This window comes from Gemella parahaemolysans (assembly GCF_053758945.1).
Genome location: NZ_JBSMTP010000003.1, coordinates 68,014 through 90,034, shown reverse-complemented (window position 1 = coordinate 90,034; position 22,021 = coordinate 68,014). Strand labels below are relative to the sequence as shown.

The window sequence follows — 22,021 nt, the reverse complement described above, 5'->3', positions numbered from 1 at the left end:
AAATATTAAGTTAAAATAATTAAGGGTGACTTGAAGATTAATATTTCGTTTGAAATAGATATCTCCGAGTCGCTCTTTTTTAATTATCGGTAGAAATTTTAGAGTATTTCCGAGGAAATAGTGACTGTGAGAAGTTGTATTTAATAATACCAGAGTATGGAATGATAATAGTTGAATTTTTTGTAAATAACGTATAAAATTATAAAAGTATAATGTATTTATTGCTATGATAGTGAATACTTTTAGAATTTTAAAATTCATAGAAAATTTATAGGAAAGGTGTATTAATGAGAAAATTTATTTCAGAGTTATTGTTAATAATTGTTACGATTATTTGGGGATTAGCTTTTATCTGGCAAAATATTGCGAGTAAGGTTCTAGGGCCTCTTACAGTTGTGGGTATAAGATCAGTAATCGCAGTAGTATTTCTTGGTGCTGTAGCACTTCTGATTCCAAGTCTATATAAGAGTCAGGATCCTAAGATTTTGGCAGAACCAATAACAAAAAATAAAAGTTGGCTGCTTGGTGGTATCTGTGGAATAGTATTATTTTTTGCAATGTATATTTCGCAAATAGGTATCGGGATGACAACTGCAGGAAAAGCTGGATTTATTACAGTGTTATACATTTGTATAGTACCATTTATCGGAGTATTCTTAGGTAATAAGCTTAATAAATTCTTTATTATAGGATTAATTCTTTCGGTAATTGGTTTTTATTTCTTATCGGTAAAAGAAGAATTTGCTTTAGAGATGGGAGATATTATCGTCCTAATCAGTGCGGTGCTATTCGGGATTCATATAATTGTTATTGACTATTCGGCTACTAGAGTTAATTCAATGTTCTTATCTATCGTTCAATTAGTTGTTGTATCAGTATTAAGCTTAGGATTAGCTATTTTCAAGGAAACTATCGTCTTTGCGGATATAATGAGTGTTATCTGGCCACTACTTGCGATAGGGGTGCTTTCTAGTGGAGTAGGATATACTTTACAAATTGTAGGGCAAAAAGATGTCCCACCGCATACAGCGTCGTTAATATTAAGTTTAGAGTCTGTTGTAGCTGCGATAGGAGGAGTTCTTATTCTTGGTGAGCATATAGGAATAAGAGAAGGAATAGGTATGCTTATCGTCTTTGTAGGTATTATAGTTTCACAATTACGAGATAAGAAGAGTAATTAAATAATTTACAATGAAATTTAATGGAGGGCAGCTTGAAAATCATGATTTATAAATAGATTTCCTTGCTCCTTCTATTTTTTATGAGGTTAAAGATGAAAAAAATATTAAAGATAGTATTAGGGTTAGTGCTTGTGGGGGTTTTAGGGTTTGCAGGATTAGTTGGATATTTATGGGCTACAGAATATAGTCCTAACGGAGTTGAGAGTTTGAAGGTAACTAAACAAGGTACTTCAGAAACTGCCAAGGTAGGAACAGAGTATACAGCTCTTAACTGGAACATAGGCTATGCTGGTCTTGATAAAGATGAAGATTTTTTTATGGATGGTGGAAAGATGGTTCTGCCACTAGATAAAGCTCATGTTGAAGAAAATCTAAAAAATATTACAGAGATAGTTAAAAATGAGAATGCTAATGTCAATTTTATACAAGAGATAGATGAGGATTCAAAACGTAGCTACAATATTAACCAAGTTACTAAATTTGATGAGATACTAGGTTTAAATAGTATTTTAGCGTATAATTTCAAGGTTAGATATGTGCCTTATCCAGTACCGCCGTTAGGTAAAGTTAAGAGTGGTATCTATACTGCGACTAGTTTCAACGTGGAGAATGCAAGAAGATTCCAAATGGCGATTCCATTCACATTCCCAGAGAGACTTGCTAATTTAAAACGAGGATTTTCTGTTATTTATACAAAAGTAGAAAATAGTGATAAACATCTAGTGTTGATTAATGCTCACCTTGATGCTTATGATAAAGGTAATTCTGGGAAAAAAGCTCAGATGAAACAACTTCTTGAATTTATCGATTATGAGTATAAGAAAGGTAATTATATTCTTGTTGGAGCGGATTTTAATCAGTCGTTAAAAACTTTAACACAAGATGAAATTAATGTTGTTCCAAAAGAATTATGGCGTGCTGAGAATTTAGATAAAAGTATGTTACCTGCAGGATTTAACTTAGTGTATGATGAAAGTAAAAATTCTGCGAGACTTAATAATAAGCCTTATGTGAAGGATAGTGAAGGTACTTATGGTTTCATTATCGATGGATATATCGCTAGTGATAATATAGAAGTACTTGGGGTAGAGACGCTAAATCAAGAGTATAGATATAGTGATCATAACCCGGTAAAACTAAGATATAAATTAAAATAGAATAAAAGAAGCGGCTCGGAGATTAAGTTCAAAGAGCTGCTTTTTTTGATAGGTTAAATTCTAAAACCTACTGTTTTAATGTAGCTTTAGACGCCTCCAATTCTTTTGCAATGCAAAAGGACTTTCCGGCTAAAATCAAAGACTGTAGTCTTTGATTTTCTAAGTAAAACTTATAGTTTTACTGCAGCTACTATAAACAGTAGGTGAAAATAATTATATTATAAAGTTAAAAGGATCTTTGAAATTATAAAGAACAGAAATAGCTATTTCTAAATTTTATTGACACTTGTTCTTTTGATTGTGGTGCGAGACGTCTTTAACTAATTGAATATGAAAAATCCCACAAACTTATGTTTGTGGGATAGTTTTTTATGCGTTTTGTTCTGCGTCTTTTTTGAAGAAAAGTTTGTTTAGTTTATCAACGATTGCTGATAAAGCTCCGTCTCCAGAAATGTTACATGCAGTTCCAAAGCTATCTTGAGTGATGTATAATGCGATCATTAGAGATAACATGATTTCGTTGAATCCAAGAACTGATTGTAATAATCCAAGAGCTGCCATAACTCCTCCACCAGGAACCCCAGGAGCAGCTACCATTGTTACTCCAAGTAATAAGATGAATTTAATCATTACTGCAGCTGATGGGAATGCAGCACCGTTTTGTAACCAGAATACTGCAGATGCACATGTAGTTAATGTGATTGTACTTCCTGATAAGTGAATAGTCGCAAATAATGGAATAGTGAAGTTTGCGATATTTTTATCAACACCCATTTTTTTAGTACTTCTTAGTGTTACTGGGATAGTAGCAGCTGAAGATTGAGTACCGATTGCAGTCATGTATGCTGGTAAGATATTTACAAGCATCTTGAATGGGTTTCTTCCGTTGATTGTTCCAGCTACGAAGTATTGGATAATAATGATAATTACGTGCATAATAATGATAATTACGAATACCATAGCGAAGATTTTTAAAATCTTGAATACTTCACCAGAAGCTGTGATGTTCATAAATACACCTAGGATGTAGAATGGAAGAAGTGGGATAATTACTGTAGCAAGTAATTTTTCAATAATTTCTCCGAAATCTGCGAATCCTTGTTTAAGTCCTTCTGATTGAGTTGCTGAAATCCCGATTCCTAAGATGAATGAGATAATAAGAGCAGTAGTAACATCAAAAATCGGAGCCATTTTAAACTCGATGAAAGGTTTTAATAATAAATCCTCTGGATTTTTGAATGATTGTAATGTAGCGTTAGCTAGTATACTTGGTAATACTGCTTGAGCTGATAGGAATGCGAATGTTCCTGCGATAATTGTAGAAATATAAGCAACTCCTGTTGATAAACCAAGTAATTTTCCAGCGTTGTTTGACACTTGGCTGATACCTGGTACGATAAATCCTACGATAATAAGTGGAATTGTGAATCCTAAGAATGCGCTGAAAATAGATGAGAATGTTACGAAAACTCTAATAATTGACGTTGGTAGAGTGCTTCCTAAGACTATCCCTAATGTTACAGCGATAATAAGTTTTGCTATTAATGGAATTCTTTTATATAAACTCATTGTTCGATCTCCTTTTTCATTTATTGTATTTTTTAAAAAGACATGTGTACATTATACAAGAAAAGCCTTGATTTGTAAAGGGGAATAGACATATTTTTTTAATTATTTGAAAACTTTATAAATCTATATAGTAGAAATTCGATAGAACCAAATAAAAAAAGCTTAAAACCTCAAATTATTATTGAGATTTTAAGCTTTTTGCAGTTATTAGATTAATTTGAATACATCATTTAAGTTCTCAGCCATTGTTGGGTGAGTGAAGATTTGATCTCTGATGTAAGTGTAAGGAATTTTGTTATCAATTGCCATTTTGATTAGGTTGATAATTTCTTCTGAGTTTTTACCGAATAAAGTAGCTCCAAGAATTAAGTTAGTGTCTTTGTCTACAGTTACACGGAATAATCCACGTGGATCTTGGTTAACAGCTCCTCTAGGCATGTTAGCAACTGGTAATGATGCTACTGCAACGTTAGGGTATGCTGCTTCAGCTTCTTCTTTATGTAATCCAACGTGAGATAATGCTGGAGAGATGAATGTTGAGTAAGGTACGTTTTTACGGTCAGCAGTTGTGTACTCTTTGTTACCGTGTAAGTATCCGTTAACTACTCTGAAGTCGTCTAATGATACGTAAGTGAACTGTAATCCACCGTTAACATCACCAACTGCGAATACATTTTCTACAGCTGTTTGACAGAATTCGTCAACTACGATTGTTCCGTTTGGACGTAATTCGATGTCAGTGTTTTCTAATCCTAATCCTTCAGTGTTAGCACGACGTCCAGTTGCGTGTAATACTGCTTCGAATTCTAGTGGACCGTATTTTTCTGTATCAACAACTACAAGTTCTCCGTTGTTGCGGATTTCTTTAGTTGCAGTTCCTAATTTGAACTCGATTCCTGCTTCTTCTAAGTATCCTTGAGCAAGTTCAGCGATATCTTTATCTTCTCTTCCTAAGATTCCAGGAGCGAAGTCGATAACTGTAACTTTAACTCCAAGACGAGCGTATAGGTTAGCGAATTCTAATCCGATGTTACCTCCACCGATAATTCCTAGAGTTTTAGGAGCTTTTTCTAATTTTTGGAATTCAGTGCTATCGTAAACATTTTTAGATGTTGTTAATCCTGGAATTGGTAATACATTGTTTTTAGCTCCAGTGTTAATTACTACGATTTCACCTTCAAGTTGTTTAGTTTCTCCGTTAGCAGAGATTTCTACTACTTTGTTAGAAACGAATTTAGCGTGAGCTGTGTAAACATCAACGTTTGGACTATTGTCTAACATAGCGAAGTTTTTAGCGTTAAGTTTAGATACAACAGCATCTCTTGTAGCTTTAGCTTCTGCGAAATCTTTTTTGTTGTCAGCAGCTACGATTAAAGTTTTAGTTGGGATACATCCGATATTGATACAAGTACCACCGTACATTGCACTGCTTTCTTCAACTACTGCTACTTTTTTTCCTTCTTTAGCGAATGTTGCTGCCAAAGTTTTTCCGGCTTTACCGAATCCTACTACTAATAAATCATATTTAACCATAATTTGATTCCTCTTTTACTTTAAATTTTTATTGTTTATTTTTTATATCTGTATAATAAATATAAATGAAAACTATTTAATTCATATTTTACTCCTACTCTTTTAAAATTTCAAGTATTCCGCCTACAAAAGTAGACGTTTTTTCAAAAAAATTTTTTTATTGAATATATTGTTGGATGAAATCGTTGTAATATCAATGTTTTAAAGAAAATAATTTTTGATATTATTTTGATATTGCTTCTCATTATGGTATAATATCCTTTGTACAAATATGAAATTTTATGGAGGAAAGAAATGACATTACCTAATTGTCCAGAATGTAAAAGTGAATATACTTATGAAGATGGAAATATGCTAGTATGTCCTATGTGTGCTCATGAATGGTCACCAGAAGATACTAGTGGAGCAGAAGAGGAAAAAGTTTACCGCGATGCTAACGGTAACGTACTTCAAGATGGAGATACAGTTTCTGTAATTAAAGATTTAAAAGTTAAAGGTAGTTCTTCTACATTAAAACAAGGAACTCGTGTTAAAAATATCAGATTAGTTGATGGAGATCACAACATTGATTGTAAAATTGATGGTTTCGGAGCTATGAAACTAAAATCTGAATTCGTTAAAAAAATATAATACAAAAAGAGCTGACTCAGTAGTTATGATTTCAATGAAATCACAAAGGAGTTCAGCTTTTTTAATTTGTATATTGGTACTTAATCTTCCGAAAATAGAGAAGATAGTATATAATAAATAAATGTCTTGAAAATAAATTGAAAAGAATGAAAGGAAATACAATGACGAAAATTAAAAAACGTTTATCTATGATAGCTTTGCTTTTAGCTAATTTTATAGGTGGACTAGATACAACAATGTTGAATACTGCATTACCGCAAATTATTAAGGATTTAAATGGTATAAATCAATTAGGTCTATTAACTTCCATGTTATTATTTTTTATAGCTATGACAACGGTTCTTTGGGGTAAGCTTGGAGAAGTAATTGGTAATAAAAAGGCTTTTCAATTATCGATATTAATCTTTACAATAGCTTCTATACTAGGAGGATTTTCTGTAAATATCTGGATGATGGTATTTGCTAGAGGGTTAATGGGTATTGGTATAGGAGGAATGATTTCTATTCCTTTTGTAATATATGCTAAGCTTTTTCCTGACGCGAAAGAAAGAGCCGTTGCCTTAGGATGGGTAACAGCCTTCTATGGTGTGGCAAGTATCTTAGGACCTATTGCTGGAGGTTTTGTGGTTGATGTATTAGGGTGGTCTTGGATATTTTTTAGCCTTGTTCCATTTTCCGTAGTTTCTTTAGTATTAATCCAAATTTTTTATAAGGAAACTGTAATTTCACAAAAACCTAGAGTTGATTACATTGGAAGTGGACTATTAGTTATTATTTCGGGAGTTATTCTTTATTGGATTAGTAATCTTCCGAAGCTTAATATATTTATGAATAGTTTACTAGCAATGTTTGTTATTGTTAGTGGTTATATGCTATGGAAGTGGGAAATAAAGGAAACAGAACCGATTCTGCCAATCAGTCTGTTAAAGAATATGTCTTACATTACGAAAAACTTAATTATGGTGTTGGTCTATGCTTTTGCCATAGGATATAGTATTTACGCTCCAATGTGGGCGCAGGTTGTATTAGGAACTAGTGCAACTATGGCAGGTGGGACACAGATTTTTAGTTCTATCGCAGTTATGTTAGCAACGAGATTCTCTTCTAAATTTATAAGTAAATGGTCGTTTGAAAAACTTATAAATATAGGTTTTATAGCGATGTCTGTTTCAGTATTTATGATGGCCTTTGCTCCAATAGGTGTTTCTTATTACTATATTTCGATTAGTGGTGCTTTCCTTGGACTTGGCCATGGTTTGATTTTCCCATCAGCACAAGTAGCATTTCAAGAAGTTGTACCTAAAGAACAACTTAATATAGCAACTACTTTTAGCTTATTATTAAGAACATTAGGCCAAACTCTTATGGCATCAATTTATGGTTTAGTATATGCTAGCCAAGTTAATGGTATTAACAGTATAGAACACTCATATCAAGGATTACATATAATCTTTATTATTGCAGCTGTTTCAGTTATATTTGGATGGATAATGAACAAAATTACTTGGAAATTATAATAACAATTTTCTCTTTATATATATTAAAATAGTAGATTAAAACAAACAGTCTGTAAACCATAATGATTTACAGACTTGTTTTTTATCTTTTTATTAGTTTTAATACTTTTCTTCTTAATGGTAAACCGTAGTTGTACATTAAATTGAATATGTGAGAGATTACTAAATCAAACTCCCCGTAATATTCTACGATATTTGGAGCGAATTTTGATTTAAAACCAAGTAGACTGTCGTTTAAATCTCCTTCGATGCCACCCATAGAAACTTCTTTAACACCCATTTCCTGGGCTTTTTTCATCGTATCAGAAAAGACTTTATACTGGGCAGGAAGTTTTGCGAAATCTTCATTCATACCAGCGTAAATAATTTCAGCATGGTTACCATAAGCGATAGTAATCGCAGCACTTATAACCTGATCCTTGCTTTTATCTTCGATCTCTAAGCTATCAAATAAAACGATTAGCTTTTCAATTCCAGCTACTTGTTCAAGAAGAGTGCGTTTTTTCTTCGGTGATTTTTCTCCAAGAGCTTCAATTTCATCTTCAATAGCTTGTTTTCTAGAATGACATTCTTTTACAGCTTTTTCTACATTTATATATGAAATGTATAATAAAGCATTATCTCCAAAAGTATCTAGTAAGTTTTCGAAATACTCACGTCCACGAAGAGAGATGTTTTTTCTTTTTTCAGTACAAGCTAGGGCGAAAAGAAAGTCATCAAGGTTCTCTTTACCACAACGTCTAACTTCAACGAATTTCTTCTCTGCATCACGAATTAAGCGACGTGTATCTTTTGGGAAAAGATCAGGAACTTCTTGTTCAAGCTTCGTAACAGTGTTAAATCGTGGTTGAATAGTACTACTCATGTCAAGGCTGAAACCTTTGTGTTTATAGCCATTATCCTTGAACACTTTTATAAGATTGTTGTGCTCTCTATCTACCTCAACATCCTTAAATACTGCTAACTTCTCATCTTTTATCGCAGTAGGGATATCTAATTTAACCATTTTAGCACCTTTGTCTTTGGCGAATTTTTTAAGGTTAGTTAAAAAGAAATTCAGTAGTTCAGTATTAGTATAATCAAGAATTGGGCCACGCGGAGCATACCATAATCCTTGGCGAGTTAGTATTTGCACAGCAGCTATAATATTGTCATTTTCGTCTGCGACAGCTACTCTTATAGCTCCCCAAGTATTTTTAATGTGTGACCATTCGATAGCTTGCATCATATTACCATGTTTATGATTTTTTATAAATTCAGTATATTTTTCATCGTTAATATTTGTTAAAAATTTCATTATTCAATAATCCTTTAACTAAAGTACACTTTATCATAACAAATTATAGTAGAAAAATCAATTTTTAGAAGAAATGAGAGATAAATAAGTTAATTACACTTTAATTTCTTACTGGAGCTTACTTTGGGAAGTTAGCAATAACTTAATTAAAATATTTACAAGCGCATACAAAACTTATATAATATTTATATAGAATAAAATAAAGGAAGTAATTGCGATGAACATGAATACAGTATATATCATGCTTGGATTTATTTTTATTTATGCCATGATTGCTAGTACAAGAGATAAGATAAAAAAGCGTGATGAAAAGAGTAAAGAAGCATTTGAAAGACTACAAAGTCCAGCTTATAAAAAAGAGTTAGAAAAGGTTATAAACTTAAGCCAAGACGATGCATTTAATATTGCAGCATTAAGAAAAGCATACTTTTTAAATGGAAAAGATGCAAAAAAACTGATAGAGATTTTTAAAAAAAATAGATAGAAAAAAGAAACTCAACAAATTGATTTTTATGAATCGAACTGTTGAGTTTCTTCTATAGTAATTGATTATTTTCCTTCAATAGTAATCATCCATACTTCACTACGAGCTGAAGTTTTGAAAGGTGGCCCCCAGAAACCATAACCTGCAGAAGTGAAGAAATGTTTACCATTAATCTTCGCGTAGCCATGATCTAGAGTATAAACTATATCTGTGATAAAGTTTAACGGCCATAGTTGTCCATGGTGAGTATGCCCAGAGAGCTGAACATCGATAGGCAAGGTAGCGTGATAATCGACAGCATCAGGCTGATGATCCACAAGAACAATAGTCTTGTTTAAATCAACGCTCTTAAGAAGATTGGCAGTATCAAGTCTATCACGACTGACACTCTTATCTTTACGACCAACTAGAGTTATATCGTTATTAAGTGTAATACTTTCATCAAATAGTGGGATAATCCCTGTCTTTTTAACCTCATTTACTATTTCTAGTGCGTCACGGTCGTGATTTCCCATTGTAGTATAAACGCCTAGTGGAGCTTTTAGCTTACTTAGATTTTCTTGCATATTGCGTTTTTTGTACATAACCATATCATCGTCCATAAGGTCTCCTGCGATAACTACAGCATCTGGCTTCTCTTCATCAACAATCTTGTTCAGTTTGTCAAGTTGAGGATTTGAGAAAAATGTCCCAAGATGAAGATCTGATACCATGGCGATTTTAATAGGTTTTTCAATGTGTTTATCTACCTTAATTGTTTTATTAATTACAGTAGGTGAGTATGCCCAAAATAATCCAAGAGCAGTCATACCCAATAAATATAGAACAGTTATACTTAAACTAATTCCTTGAGTAAGGTTTAATTTAAAGATTTTCAGTAATAACTTAGCAACCAATAAGATAACACCTATGACAGCACCGTTTAGGAAGTAGAAGTACCAAATGTTTCCGTAGTTTACCCAAGGTGCGCCTAGTCTTAGCATATAAGCTATAATAGAAAAGTTAGCAATGATAAATAGCGTGATACCAATAGCTAATTTAACCTTAGGGGGAACAAAAGGTGAAATCATCCATTTTAAGCTTAGCCACATCAGAAATACGAGTATTTCATATACTGCGAATACTCCGATGAAACCAGCGATAAATTTCCAATTATTCAATATCAATTCTCCTTCAAACTATTTAATAATAAATGTAAGAATATGTTATATATTCAAACAGAATGCTTTTCATTATACAATATGTAGCTTAAATTGTCATTAAATTAGGTTGGATAGGGTGATTCTTTTAAGTGTTGAGATTAACTTCTTAATCTTAAAAGTTATTGGTGTCATTGCTGCTGGAATGATGTTGATCGTAATATTATCTATCTGTGGCATCTTTACTCTTATCTATATGATTATTTTCAAGATAATGTCAAGAAGTTACCGTAAGATTGTACAAATGTAAAAAAAATAATACAATAGGGCTTCTAGAATAGAAATAAAAGAATAGAATGGAGATAATATGAATTCTGAAAGTTATTTTGATGAAGGAATCCTAGGTTATATTGGATACTCTATCTTAGGCGCAATAATTTGCGTGCTTACCTTTGGGAATCGGAACACCTTGGGTGCTTTGTATGATGCAGAATTAGAAAACTAAACACACTGTGATTGATGGGAAACGTCTATACGTTGATGCTACTGGGGCACAGTTGTTCGGTAACTAGATCAAGTGGTTTCTTCTAACTATCATCACCTTTGGGAATATATGTCTTCTGGTTAGTTATCAAAATGCAGCAATGGATTGTAAAACACACTCATCACGTTTAATCATTAAATTCGGACTGCCTCAAAAGCCCTAAAATTTAACAGAATTCATATAAAAAATCATAGACGTAGTGGTTCATTGATTTAAAGATGGCTTTATAAAGTCTTTTTTGAAATCTAATAAACTGTGAGGGAATGATTCGACAAAATCTTATTTCTTAAGAAATCATGATTTTTGAGTTGCTCCCAGTCTTTTATTCTTAGAATAAGGAAACTGGAATTTTGGCAGTTCTCTATCTTGGAAAGGATATAAAAATCTTTTAAACTGATGGGTTTCTTAGTGAAAGACTGTGAAATTTTTGATATAATATAAAGAATCAACTGATAGATGCTTTTTTATTTATCTAGAAAAAAGAGATATTTTTTAAAAGACATACAGGTGAGGACTAAGAAAATTTAAATACATATGTAGTGTTTGGTAGAAAATTACTCTATCCTCATCAATAGATAAACAGAAATAAATTAAATAAAAGGAGAAACAGATGCCTGGAAATTATTCAACACGTGAATACCGTGAAAAATTATACGATGATCTTCATGTTAGGTCGAGAGATACAGCGATTTTGATGTGTGCAATTTTTATTGCCTCTATCGGACTAAATATGAATTCAACAGCTGTTATTATAGGAGCCATGTTAATTTCACCTCTTATGACACCGATTGTTGGACTAGGATTAGGTTTAGCTATTTTTGACACTCGTTTAGTCAAGCAAGCTCTAGGGGTTTTACTTACTCAAGTATTGGTCAGTTTACTTGTATCGACTCTATATTTCTGGATTACTCCCTTATCTTATGCAAGTAGCGAGTTGATTGCACGAACTTCTCCAACGATTTGGGATGTCCTAATTGCTATTGCCGGTGGGATTGCTGGTGTGATCGGTTCAAGGAAAAAAGAAGCAAATAATATTGTGCCAGGAGTAGCCATTGCTACAGCGCTGATGCCGCCTATCTGCACTGCCGGCTATGGTTTAGCTAATGGAAATGTACGATTTTTATTTGGAGCTCTCTATCTTTTCTTGATTAACTGTGTCTTTATAATGCTAGCCAACATTGTTGGAGCAAAAATTTTAATGAGAAAATCTCCCTTAACTTCATTCAAAGAGCTAAGCATTAAAATGAAAATTGGTTTGATATCTTTGATTGTATTATTGGTTGTTCCAGCCGGTTATTCGGCAGTTACTCTGACTATAGAACAAGCGCGAAAAGAAGGTGTCAAACAGTTTGTAGGAAAAGAGTTTGCCAATCATACGGTTATCAATCAAGTCTACAAGTCAAGGGACAATGAATTAATCTTGACAATTGTTGGTGACCCGATTTCAGAAGAAGAATTAGAAATAATTCACCAAAAACAAGCCTCTTACGGTATTCAATCTGTTAAATTGAAAGTTAATCAAGTTCAGAATTCGACAAAATTAGATAGTGAAGCGACCAAGGAATTTTATGAAATTATTAATAAATATATCGATCAAAAACTATCTGAAAAAGATTCACAAAAAGACATTGTAAAAGAAAATGAAGCAGACAAGGGTTAAGGATATTCTATATCCTCAATCCTTGTCTTTTTAGATTGATTTTTTTAGAAACAGTAGTTAGGTCTTTTAGTATAGCTCGCCTAATAACTTTGAAGGTTTCATCGCGTTCTAAGCCTAATTGGATATCATTACGATATAAGAGGGTAAGGTATTTATGATTTATCATAGTTGATCTTATTTCTAATTTAAACGTTTCACACTTAATTACAACGTAAAAAATCATTTCAGAGTAGTTTTTACTTTGATTAGGTAGGTGGAAGTTACTTAGATAATAAGCTGTTTATAATGAGTTGCCAAAGTATATAAAGAAAACAAGAATATCTGTAGATAATACAGACCTTATGATTGAAATAAATAAGATTATAAGTGATTATGTTGAAATTGAAAATTTACTTTAGAAACTGTTGAATAAAAGCATCCAGGAAATTAGATTTCCTAGATGCTTTTTTATCTATGTAATTATTTACCTAATTTTTCTAAGTGTTTAGCTAGGCGTTCGTTAACGAAATTCCAGTTTACAACACGGAAGAATTCTTTAATGTAGTCTGGACGACGGTTTTGGTAGTTTAGGTAGTAAGCGTGCTCCCAAACGTCTAATCCAAGAATTGGAGTAAGCCCTGTTAAGTATGGAGAGTCTTGGTTAGCTGTTGAAGTAACAACTAATTTACCTTCTTTATCTAAAGCAAGCCATGCCCAACCACTACCGAATCTTGTAGCAGCTGCAGCTGAGAAGCTCTTAACGAATTCTTCGTATCCACCAAGTTCAGCTTCAACTTTTTCTTTAACTAATCCAGCGAATTCAGAAGAATCTGCTTTAGTTAGTGATTGCCAGAATAGGCTGTGGTTGTGGTGTCCACCACCATTGTTGATAACAGCTTGACGGATGTCAGCAGGTACGCTATCGATGTTTTTTAATAGACCACAGATGCAGTTAGCTTCGAATTCTGGGTGTTTTTCTAAAGCTGCGTTTAAGTTGTTAACGTAAGCAGCGTGGTGTTTATCGTGGTGAATTTCCATAGTTTTAGCGTCGATAACTGGTTCTAAGAAATCGAATCCATAAGGTAATTCAGGTAATTTAAATGTCATAGTAATTGTCCTCCCGGGGTTTTTATAAATATATTACTATTATAAGAAAAATATTAAAAATAAACAACAAAAATGCTTACAAAAAATTTTTTTTATTCTATAGAAACTATTTTTCATCTTATCTAAACATTAGGAAATTAGTATTAAAATTTTAAACAGGAAGAGAAATTACTTATATTAATACTTTGAAAATATGTGTCTTAATGTAATAGTTGTATCTGATGTTATATGTAATATTTTATAATAGATATCATTAAGAGTTTCAATTTTTAATGGCTATCTATGGACTAATTTGAAAAAATTTTATACAATAGTATTTGCATGAAATATTTTAATCATGATAGAAAGTTTATAGTTATTAGACTTTAATTTTTAAATGTTTAATAGTATAATACAGTTGGAAATTTGTATAGATAAATAATTCGAAATTAATCGAAAGGAATTAGATAATGAAAATAGGAATTGATAAGATTGGTTTTGCGATGCCAAATTATTATTTAGATATTCGTGATTTAGCGACAGCTAGAGGAATTGAACCTGATAAGTTTACAAAAGGTTTATTACAATTAGAAATGAGTATTCCTCCTGTATCTCAAGATATAGTAACTCTTGGAGCACAAGCTGCATACGATATACTAGACAAAGATGATTTAGAAAAAATTGATATGATTATCGTAGGGACTGAGTCTGGAGTTGACCAAAGTAAGGCTTCTTCAGTATTTATTCACGGTCTATTAGATATTCAACCATTCGCACGTGCTATCGAAGTTAAAGAAGCATGTTACGGAGCAACTGCGGCATTAGATTTCGCAAAAAATCATGTTATGAATAATCCAGAATCAAAAGTACTTGTTATCGCTAGTGATATTGCGAAGTATGGTGTTAAATCTTCTGGAGAATCTACACAAGGTGCAGGAAGTTGCGCTATGTTAGTTAGCAGTAATCCGAGAATTTTAGAGTTTAACAATGATAATATTTGTTTAACTCGTGACGTTATGGATTTCTGGCGTCCGAACTATTCACAATACGCTTTTGTAGAAGGAAGATTTTCTACTGAGCAATACCTTGATTGTTTAACAACAACTTGGGGTAGATTTGTTGAAAAATCTCAAAATAAACTTAGTGATTTTTCAGCAGTATGTTTACATCTACCATATCCTAAACTAGGATTAAAAGGGTTAAGTTTGTTATTAGAACAAGCTGATGAAGATAAAAAAGAAGAATTACTTACTCGTTTTAATGAATCTATTTTATACAGCCAACGTGTAGGTAATATTTATACTGGATCTTTATTCTTGGGACTATTATCACTACTTGAGAATAATAACACATTAGAAGCAGGGAACAAGATTGCTCTATATAGTTATGGAAGTGGAGCTGTTGCGGAAATATTCAGTTTAACTCTAGTAGAAGGTTATAAAGATCAATTAAGAAATAATCGTTTTGATGATTTCGATAAGAGAACACGTATTTCAATAGATGAATATGAAAAAATGTTCTTCAGAGATACTACAGTGGACGAAGAAGGAAACTTAGATATTTCTGATATTAAAGATGAAAGCAGATTTGTCTTAGAGAAAATAGAAAATCACAAGCGAGTATATAAAAAACAATTTTAACAGGGGAAATCATGGGAAAAATTTGGAGTGGATTTTATAAAAAAAATATTAATGAACGCTTAGATGTTATTGAACAAGCGGATATTTTAAGTGAAGAATTTCTTTCTGTTTTGAAAAATAATGAAGTTTTAGACTTTGATATGGCTAATAATATGGTTGAGAATGTAATAGGAACTTTCTCGCTACCTTTTAGCGTTGTGCCAAATTTTGTCGTTGATAATAAAGAGTATGTGGTGCCATTCGTTACGGAAGAACCATCGGTAGTTGCTGCTTGTAGTAATGCTGGGAAAATCGTAGCGAAGTCTGGTGGTTTCAAAACAGAAGTACTAGATAGGAAGATGGTAGGGCATGTAGCTTTATACAATATAGCTGACACTGATGAAGCAGTAGAACGTATTTTACAAAGTAAAGATTTGCTTTTAAAAACAGCGGATGAAGCTTATCCGTCTATCGTGGCTCGTGGTGGAGGTGCTCGTGATATAGAGGTTAAAGTTCTATCAGAAGATGGAACAGATTTCGTAGTTGTTTACCTTATCGTTGACACTTTAGAGGCGATGGGAGCAAATATGTTAAATACTATGCTAGAGGCATTTAAAGTTTCCTTAGAATCACTAATTGAGGGTATAGCTCTAATGGCGATTTTATCGAATTATGCAACACGTTCACTAGTTACAGCAAAATGTGCTATTCCATTCGAGAACTTAGGAGAAAATGGAGAGTATCTTGCGAAAAGAATCGAACTAGCTAGTAAATTTGCTAAAGCTGATGTTTATCGAGCAGCAACTCACAACAAGGGTATCTTCAATGGTATTGATAGTGTTGTAATAGCGAGTGGGAATGACTGGCGGGCTATAGAAGCGGCATGTCAAAGCTATGCAGCTAAAGATGGTAAGTATCAAGGGTTATCTTCATGGCGTTGTGATGAAGAGGCTAAGGTGCTTGTAGGTGAAATTACCTTACCTATGCCGGTTGCTAGTGTAGGTGGTTCTATTGGAATCAATCCAACTGTAAAAGTAGCCAGAGGATTATTAAACAATCCTGATGCGAAAACTTTAGCGAGTGTACTTGTCTCTGTTGGATTAGCTCAGAATCTAGCAGCACTAAAAGCGCTGGTAGGAGATGGAATTCAAAAAGGTCATATGAAACTACACGCAAAATCATTAGCGATTTTAGCTGGAGCTACTAATGATAATATTGAATTAATCGTAGAAGAACTACGAAAAGAAAAACACATGAACTTAGCTAGTGCTAAGAAAATAGTAGAGAAATACAATAAATAAAGTTAAGAGAGATTAGAATGCCTAGTCTCTCTTATTTGATAATTCTAGTAAGATCTATCTTATTTGTGTATAAATCTAAAAAAGGTTAATAAATTTAATCTAGAAAAACTGTTTAATAAGAATAGAAGTTTCTATATTTATAGTAGAAATATTAAAAATGAAATCTAAATTACTGTTGTTATAAGATTTTTTATTATCATAAAAATGTGGTTGAAATACTGTTCTTAATATCTTTTTACACTGTTTTATGATAAATAATAAAACTTTTTTTAATTTTGTGAGCAGTTTCATTGATTAATAATTTTAAATGATATATTATATAAAGTATAGAAATTAACAAATTAATATCTATAAAAAATATTTAAAGAAAAAGTATATTTAATTTCAATTAATGGAAAATTGATATGTAGTATACAGGAGGCAAAATTATGTCATTAGAAAGCAAATTCGATGAAATCAAAGGATCGGTTAAAGAAGGTTTAGGAAAATTAACTGGAGATAAGTCAATAGAGGTTGAAGGGTTAGCTGAACAAGTAGCTTCTAAAGTAAAAGAAGCTGCAGAAGGTGCTAAAGATGCAGTAGAAGGCGCTATCGACAGCGTTAAAGACAAATTAAAATAAGACGAATGTTTATTGAATTCTTTTGTTAGGATATGGATAAATTGAAGTAACGAAGGAAGAGATTCAATATTTTTGTACTATAGGTGATTGACGGAAGTAAAGAAAACTTGGTCAATCATCTATTTTTTTATAACAAATTTTAAAGGGTAATAAATAATTACTTTAATTACAATTGTTTCTAAAAAATGTTTATAAATTGAAACTAGTAAAACTGTTATATAGAGAGTCTTATAATTTGTTTCTGATCAAAATATTAAAAAATATAGTTAAAAACACATATAAACTCTATTGTTATAATGGATTTTAAATTATGTTTTAAAATATATATTTATGATAAAAACTGTTTTAATTATATATAAATTAGTGTTTTAACATAAATTATAAAACTTTTTTAAATTTTATGAGCAGTTATATTGATTTAAGATTAAAAGTGATATATCATATCTATAATAAATATTTATTATTAGTATATAAATATTTAGAGGAAATAATTAAGGAAAGGGGAAATAAATATGGTTTGGTCAATTATAGTAGGTGGTTTCATAGGGTTTGTAGCTGGCGGAATCACAAAAAAAGGCGGAGCCATGGGTATCATTTCTAATGTTATCGCAGGTTTAGTAGGTTCATCAGTAGGACAATCATTATTTGGAACTTGGGGTCCAAGCCTAGGTGGAATGGCGTTAATTCCTTCTATCTTAGGTGCGGTAATTGTAGTAACTATAGTATCAATATTCTTTGGGAAAAAATCTTAAAACATTTTTTCTATAAATGAATAGTCAATTTTTGAAAGGAGGTTTAAAATGACTAAAGCAAAAAAAATAATTTCTATTATTGTTTGTCTATTAGCTTTAACAGTTATGGTTCCCATTATGATAGAGTATCATAATGTTAGCGGATTAGATCCACAATTTTTAGATTTACAATTATTTGATTGGAAACAATTTTCTTTTTTAGAACTTTATCTTTCTAGATATATTTTCTGGGGAGCATTAGTATTATCAACATTGATAATTCTTTCAATATTAGTAATAGCATTTTATCCTAAACAACATTTAGAAGTAAAACTATCTGATAAAGGTGGTAAATTATCACTAACAAATTCAGCTATTGAAGGATTTGTTAAAAATTTAGTGATTGAACAAGGATTAATTAATAATCCATCGGTAAAAATAAATAGTAGAAAAAATAAATGCCTTATTAATGTAAAAGGGGAATCAGCTTCTTCAGAGAATATTATTCAGAAGAGTGATCAGATTCGAGATGGAATAAAAGATGGATTGGTTGAGTTTTTCGGTATAGATAAAGCTGTAAAACTTAAGATTTCTGTTTCTGATATTCAGAAAAAAGTAACTAAAAAGAGTACAAGTCGTGTAAAGTGAGGACATAAATTATGGAATGGCTAAAAAAACATCAATACACTGTTGTATCAGGATTATTGGGAGCATTTCTAGCTTGTTTAATTCTGTTCTTAGGGTTTTTCAAAACTATTTTTGTTTTGATTTTCACTGCACTAGGAATTGTAACAGGATATTATATAAAGAATAAAATATAAAAATTTGTAATTAGGAGAAAAGATATATGTCTAATCCAAATGAAAATAATGTAGAAACAAAAGAATTAACTACAAGTAATAGTGAAGCAAGAGGAGAATTGACATTTGATAATGATGTAATTAAAAAAATTATCGGTCAAGCTCTAGAAAATGTTTCAGGATTGCTAGCAGTTGATGGAGGTTTTTTCTCAAATTTAACAGATAAATTAATTAATACTGATAATGTTACATCAGGTGTTAATATTGAAGTCGGTAAGGAACAAGTAGCTGTTGACTTAAATATCATAGTCGAGTATAAAAAAAGTGTTCCTAAAATTTTTGAGGAAATTAAACGAGTGATTACAACTGATATAAACAAAATGACTGGATTAGAAGTTGTAGAAGTTAATGTTAATGTAATCGATATTAAAACTAAGGAACAACATGAAGCAGATTCAGTAAGTTTACAAGATCGTGTGTCTAATGTTGTTGAATCAACAGGAGAATTTGCATCTGATACCTTTACATCAGCTAAAGCAGGTATAAGTGATGGGTTTTCAACAGTTAAAGAAAAAGTTGGAGATGCAACTGAAGTAGTTGTAGATAAGGCTATAGATGTAAAAGATGCAGTTGTAAATAAAGCTGTAGATGTAAAAGATGCTGTAGTAGAAAAAGCAGAAGATGTAAAAGAAGCAGCTGCAGACAAAGTAGAAGAAGTGAAAGAAGTAGCATCAGAAGCTAAGGAAGCAGTAGTAGACAAAGCAGAAGAAGCAAAAGAAGCAACTGCAGACAAAGTAGAGGAAGCGAAAGAAGTAGCAACAGAAGCAAAAGATGCAGCAGCAGAAGAAGCAAAAGAAGCAACTGCAGACAAAGCAGAAGAAGCAAAAGAAGCAACTGCAGGCAAAGTAGAAGAAGCGAAAGAAGTAGCATCGGATAAAGCAGATAAAGGATTCGCGGGGAAACTATTTTCAAAAGTGAAAGAGGCTGCAGAGGATGCTAAAGATGCCGTAGAAGATGCTTATGACGGCGTAAAAAACATGGTAAAAAAAGATAAATAAAAATAAATAAAGAATAATATTTAGGAGGCACTATTATGTCATTAGAAAACAAATTTGATCAATTAAAAGGTTCAGTAAAAGAAGGATTAGGGAAATTAACAGGTAACGATAAATTACAAGCTGAAGGATTCGCAGAAAAAGTAGTTTCAAAAGTAAAAGAAGCAGCAGAAGATGCATTTGACGGTGTAAAAAATGTAGCTAGTGTAGTAGCGGATAAAGCGGCAGATGTCAAAGATGCAGTAGTAGAAAAAGCAGCAGAATTAAAAGATGGAGCAGCAGATAAAGCAGAAGACGTAAAAGATGCTGTAGAAGATAAAGTAGAAGACGCAAAAGAAGTAGCGGAAGACGTGAAAGACGCAGCAGCAGACAAAGCGGAAGATGTAAAAGATGCTGTAGAAGATAAAGTAGAAGACGCAAAAGAAGTAGCGGAAGACGTGAAAGACGCAGCAGCAGACAAAGCAGAAGACGTAAAAGATGCTGTAGAAGATAAAGTAGAAGACGCAAAAGAAGTAGCGGAAGACGTGAAAGACGCAGCAGCAGACAAAGCAGAAGATGTAAAAGATGTAGCAGAAGATAAAGTAGAAGACGCAAAAGAAGTAGCGGAAGACGTGAAAGACGCAGCAGCAGACAAAGCAGAAGATGCAAAAGAAGTAGCAGAAGATGTAAAAGATGAAGCAGCAGACAAAGCAGAAGACGTAAAAGATGCTGTAGAAGATAAAGTAGAAGATGCTAAAGAAGCTGTTGAAGAAGAAGGATTCGCTGGAAAACTGTTTTCTAAAGTAAAAGAAGTGGCGGAAGATGTAAAAGAAGCTGCAGAAGATGCTATTGAAGATGTAAAGAAAATGGTTAAATAATAAGACTATTATTTATCAAATCCTTTTATTAGAAAACTAGTAAATCTCAGTAATATTAAATAGGAATCTATATAGGTAACTGGCAGAAGTAGAACTTAAGTCGGTTACCTATTTTTATATTATTTCAATAAAGAGGTTCCCTGGATATCGATTTTAAATTAACGTAAAAAAACATCGCCATGTGAAATGACGATGTTCCGTTCTTTTAATATAATTCGAATCTTTCTACGTAATACATTGTTCTATTTGCTCCGCTTTCGTAGTTTTTATTGTTTAAGCGAAGTGTCATCATACCTACGGGTTTTCTAGTAGCGATGTTTTCGTATGGGATAAGAACTCTATCTCCTTTAATTTTCCATTTTTCCACTGGCATGAAGATTGCATCAGTGGCTCCACCGTAACCTATGTCGCTTTTAGCTAAGAATATTTGATCTTTTGTGAAGTATACTACTTTGTTTTTATGATTCATCAATTTTTCTAAGTTTTGCTTGCTAAAATCGGCAACTTTATTATTTAATTGAATGAATTCTATATCTTTATCATTTTGTAATCTTTGTAGTACATCTTGTTTATGGAATGTTTGTGTATTGTATGTATTTAGTAAGTCTAATATTTTAGTTAAGTTTATTTGTTTAACTATATTATCGCTACCATCGTTACTAGCGATGAATCTTATTACGTTAGCTGTGCTACTACCTTGTAGATTTAACATGCCATATGCCATAGGTTGTAAAATTTCTCCGGCTTTAGCTAGGTCATGTTTTTGAGTTTGAGTAGTACTTTGAATTGTAGTATTTTTTCTAGTAGGAGTCGCTATCTGAGTTGTAAGTTTGTTATTAACGATATTTGTATTAACGTTAGTATCTGTTTGTTTAATATGTTCAACTTCTTTTTGTAGGTTAGCTAAAGAAGTTGGAGTTTCTTCAGTAGTTTTTACTTCACTAGTAATATTATCATTGTTTTTATTTTCAATTTTTTGGGCTACTTTATCTGTACAACCAGTCATAAGTCCTATTCCTAGAATAAATATACCTGTTGTTTTTAGAAGTTTATTCATATTATCCACCTTCTTTTTTGTATAACTTCTTTACACTTATATTATACATCTTTAAATTACAAAAAACAACCTTTTATTACAAAAATATTACATTTATATTACGAAAATATTTACTTAGTATTACATTGGTATATTTTGAAAAATTATAGAGTTTTATAGATTATTTGAATAAGCATAATATTTATAGTAAAATATACTAGTAAAA

General features: G+C 32.0%; 21 protein-coding genes and 1 pseudogene. 15 read left to right on the top strand and 7 right to left on the bottom strand.

Features of this window, described 5'->3' with window-relative positions:
* Nucleotides 1-287: 287 nt before the first annotated feature.
* Together ACWOBP_RS03385 and ACWOBP_RS03380 are read left to right on the top strand one after the other, a co-directional pair.
* The gene (locus ACWOBP_RS03385) at nt 288-1,181 is read left to right on the top strand and encodes a DMT family transporter (protein ID WP_455337458.1); all 894 of its coding nucleotides are present in this window, start codon (nt 288-290) and stop codon (nt 1,179-1,181) included.
* Nucleotides 1,182-1,273: 92 nt separating this feature from the next.
* Nucleotides 1,274-2,338 (top strand): endonuclease, encoded by a 1,065-nt coding sequence (locus ACWOBP_RS03380; RefSeq protein WP_455337457.1) that lies wholly within the window; start codon nt 1,274-1,276, stop codon nt 2,336-2,338.
* Between the two features lie 369 nt (nt 2,339-2,707).
* Here ACWOBP_RS03380 and ACWOBP_RS03375 read toward each other — a convergent pair whose 3' ends face one another.
* Complete coding sequence (locus tag ACWOBP_RS03375; RefSeq protein WP_455337456.1) at nt 2,708-3,907, bottom strand: dicarboxylate/amino acid:cation symporter; 1,200 nt, start codon at nt 3,905-3,907, stop codon at nt 2,708-2,710.
* A gap of 207 nt (nt 3,908-4,114) precedes the next feature.
* Complete coding sequence (locus ACWOBP_RS03370) at nt 4,115-5,440, bottom strand: FAD-containing oxidoreductase (protein ID WP_271987063.1); 1,326 nt, start codon at nt 5,438-5,440, stop codon at nt 4,115-4,117.
* A 294-nt stretch (nt 5,441-5,734) separates the two neighbouring features.
* On the opposite strand from ACWOBP_RS03370, the gene ACWOBP_RS03365 reads away from it, so the two are divergent.
* Both ACWOBP_RS03365 and ACWOBP_RS03360 read left to right on the top strand, forming a co-directional pair.
* Nucleotides 5,735-6,070, top strand: coding sequence for a zinc ribbon domain-containing protein YjdM (locus ACWOBP_RS03365; RefSeq protein WP_003147532.1), 336 nt, complete (start codon nt 5,735-5,737; stop codon nt 6,068-6,070).
* 161 nt (nt 6,071-6,231) lie between these two features.
* Nucleotides 6,232-7,587, top strand: a complete 1,356-nt coding sequence (locus tag ACWOBP_RS03360; protein ID WP_455337455.1) for an MFS transporter — start codon at nt 6,232-6,234, stop codon at nt 7,585-7,587.
* A gap of 82 nt (nt 7,588-7,669) precedes the next feature.
* On the opposite strand, the gene ACWOBP_RS03355 is transcribed toward ACWOBP_RS03360, so the two are convergent.
* Nucleotides 7,670-8,884 carry a lipid II:glycine glycyltransferase FemX gene (locus tag ACWOBP_RS03355; RefSeq protein WP_455337454.1) on the bottom strand — a complete coding sequence of 405 codons (1,215 nt, stop codon included), beginning with the start codon at nt 8,882-8,884 and terminating at the stop codon, nt 7,670-7,672.
* 217 nt (nt 8,885-9,101) lie between these two features.
* On the opposite strand from ACWOBP_RS03355, the gene ACWOBP_RS03350 reads away from it, so the two are divergent.
* Nucleotides 9,102-9,368 (top strand): hypothetical protein, encoded by a 267-nt coding sequence (locus ACWOBP_RS03350; protein ID WP_455337453.1) that lies wholly within the window; start codon nt 9,102-9,104, stop codon nt 9,366-9,368.
* Nucleotides 9,369-9,433: 65 nt separating this feature from the next.
* Here ACWOBP_RS03350 and ACWOBP_RS03345 read toward each other — a convergent pair whose 3' ends face one another.
* Nucleotides 9,434-10,528 (bottom strand): metallophosphoesterase, encoded by a 1,095-nt coding sequence (locus tag ACWOBP_RS03345; RefSeq protein WP_455337452.1) that lies wholly within the window; start codon nt 10,526-10,528, stop codon nt 9,434-9,436.
* Between the two features lie 118 nt (nt 10,529-10,646).
* Here ACWOBP_RS03345 and ACWOBP_RS03340 point away from each other — a divergent pair, with 118 nt between their 5' ends.
* Nucleotides 10,647-10,817, top strand: a complete 171-nt coding sequence (locus tag ACWOBP_RS03340; RefSeq protein WP_455337451.1) for a hypothetical protein — start codon at nt 10,647-10,649, stop codon at nt 10,815-10,817.
* Nucleotides 10,818-11,661: 844 nt separating this feature from the next.
* A complete protein-coding gene (locus ACWOBP_RS03335) occupies nt 11,662-12,711 on the top strand; it encodes a DUF389 domain-containing protein (protein WP_455337450.1) in 1,050 nt (349 codons plus the stop codon).
* Nucleotides 12,712-12,736: 25 nt separating this feature from the next.
* Here the strand turns inward: ACWOBP_RS03335 and ACWOBP_RS03330 are convergent.
* A pseudogene (locus tag ACWOBP_RS03330) lies at nt 12,737-12,877 on the bottom strand (IS30 family transposase); the annotation flags it as partial.
* A 293-nt stretch (nt 12,878-13,170) separates the two neighbouring features.
* Nucleotides 13,171-13,797 (bottom strand): superoxide dismutase, encoded by a 627-nt coding sequence (locus ACWOBP_RS03325; protein ID WP_455337449.1) that lies wholly within the window; start codon nt 13,795-13,797, stop codon nt 13,171-13,173.
* 449 nt (nt 13,798-14,246) lie between these two features.
* Here ACWOBP_RS03325 and ACWOBP_RS03320 point away from each other — a divergent pair, with 449 nt between their 5' ends.
* The 8 genes from ACWOBP_RS03320 (at nt 14,247) to ACWOBP_RS03285 (ending at nt 20,759) form a co-directional block, all read left to right on the top strand.
* The gene (locus ACWOBP_RS03320) at nt 14,247-15,416 is read left to right on the top strand and encodes a hydroxymethylglutaryl-CoA synthase (protein ID WP_455337448.1); all 1,170 of its coding nucleotides are present in this window, start codon (nt 14,247-14,249) and stop codon (nt 15,414-15,416) included.
* Nucleotides 15,417-15,427: 11 nt separating this feature from the next.
* Nucleotides 15,428-16,696: a hydroxymethylglutaryl-CoA reductase, degradative gene (locus ACWOBP_RS03315; RefSeq protein WP_455337447.1), complete on the top strand. Its 1,269-nt coding sequence runs from the start codon at nt 15,428-15,430 to the stop codon at nt 16,694-16,696.
* A gap of 428 nt (nt 16,697-17,124) precedes the next feature.
* Complete coding sequence (locus ACWOBP_RS03310) at nt 17,125-17,316, top strand: CsbD family protein (protein WP_455337446.1); 192 nt, start codon at nt 17,125-17,127, stop codon at nt 17,314-17,316.
* 512 nt (nt 17,317-17,828) lie between these two features.
* Nucleotides 17,829-18,068, top strand: a complete 240-nt coding sequence (locus ACWOBP_RS03305) for a GlsB/YeaQ/YmgE family stress response membrane protein (RefSeq protein WP_455337445.1) — start codon at nt 17,829-17,831, stop codon at nt 18,066-18,068.
* A gap of 48 nt (nt 18,069-18,116) precedes the next feature.
* Nucleotides 18,117-18,695, top strand: coding sequence for an alkaline shock response membrane anchor protein AmaP (gene amaP, locus ACWOBP_RS03300; RefSeq protein ID WP_455337444.1), 579 nt, complete (start codon nt 18,117-18,119; stop codon nt 18,693-18,695).
* Between the two features lie 11 nt (nt 18,696-18,706).
* Entirely contained in the window at nt 18,707-18,868 is a 162-nt protein-coding gene (locus tag ACWOBP_RS03295; RefSeq protein ID WP_048803098.1) for a DUF2273 domain-containing protein, read from the top strand.
* A gap of 26 nt (nt 18,869-18,894) precedes the next feature.
* Nucleotides 18,895-19,905 carry an Asp23/Gls24 family envelope stress response protein gene (locus ACWOBP_RS03290; RefSeq protein WP_455337443.1) on the top strand — a complete coding sequence of 337 codons (1,011 nt, stop codon included), beginning with the start codon at nt 18,895-18,897 and terminating at the stop codon, nt 19,903-19,905.
* Nucleotides 19,906-19,940: 35 nt separating this feature from the next.
* Nucleotides 19,941-20,759 (top strand): CsbD family protein, encoded by an 819-nt coding sequence (locus tag ACWOBP_RS03285; RefSeq protein ID WP_455337442.1) that lies wholly within the window; start codon nt 19,941-19,943, stop codon nt 20,757-20,759.
* 205 nt (nt 20,760-20,964) lie between these two features.
* Here the strand turns inward: ACWOBP_RS03285 and ACWOBP_RS03280 are convergent, their stop codons facing one another.
* Entirely contained in the window at nt 20,965-21,816 is an 852-nt protein-coding gene (locus ACWOBP_RS03280) for a hypothetical protein (protein WP_455337441.1), read from the bottom strand.
* Between the last annotated feature and the right edge of the window lie 205 nt (nt 21,817-22,021).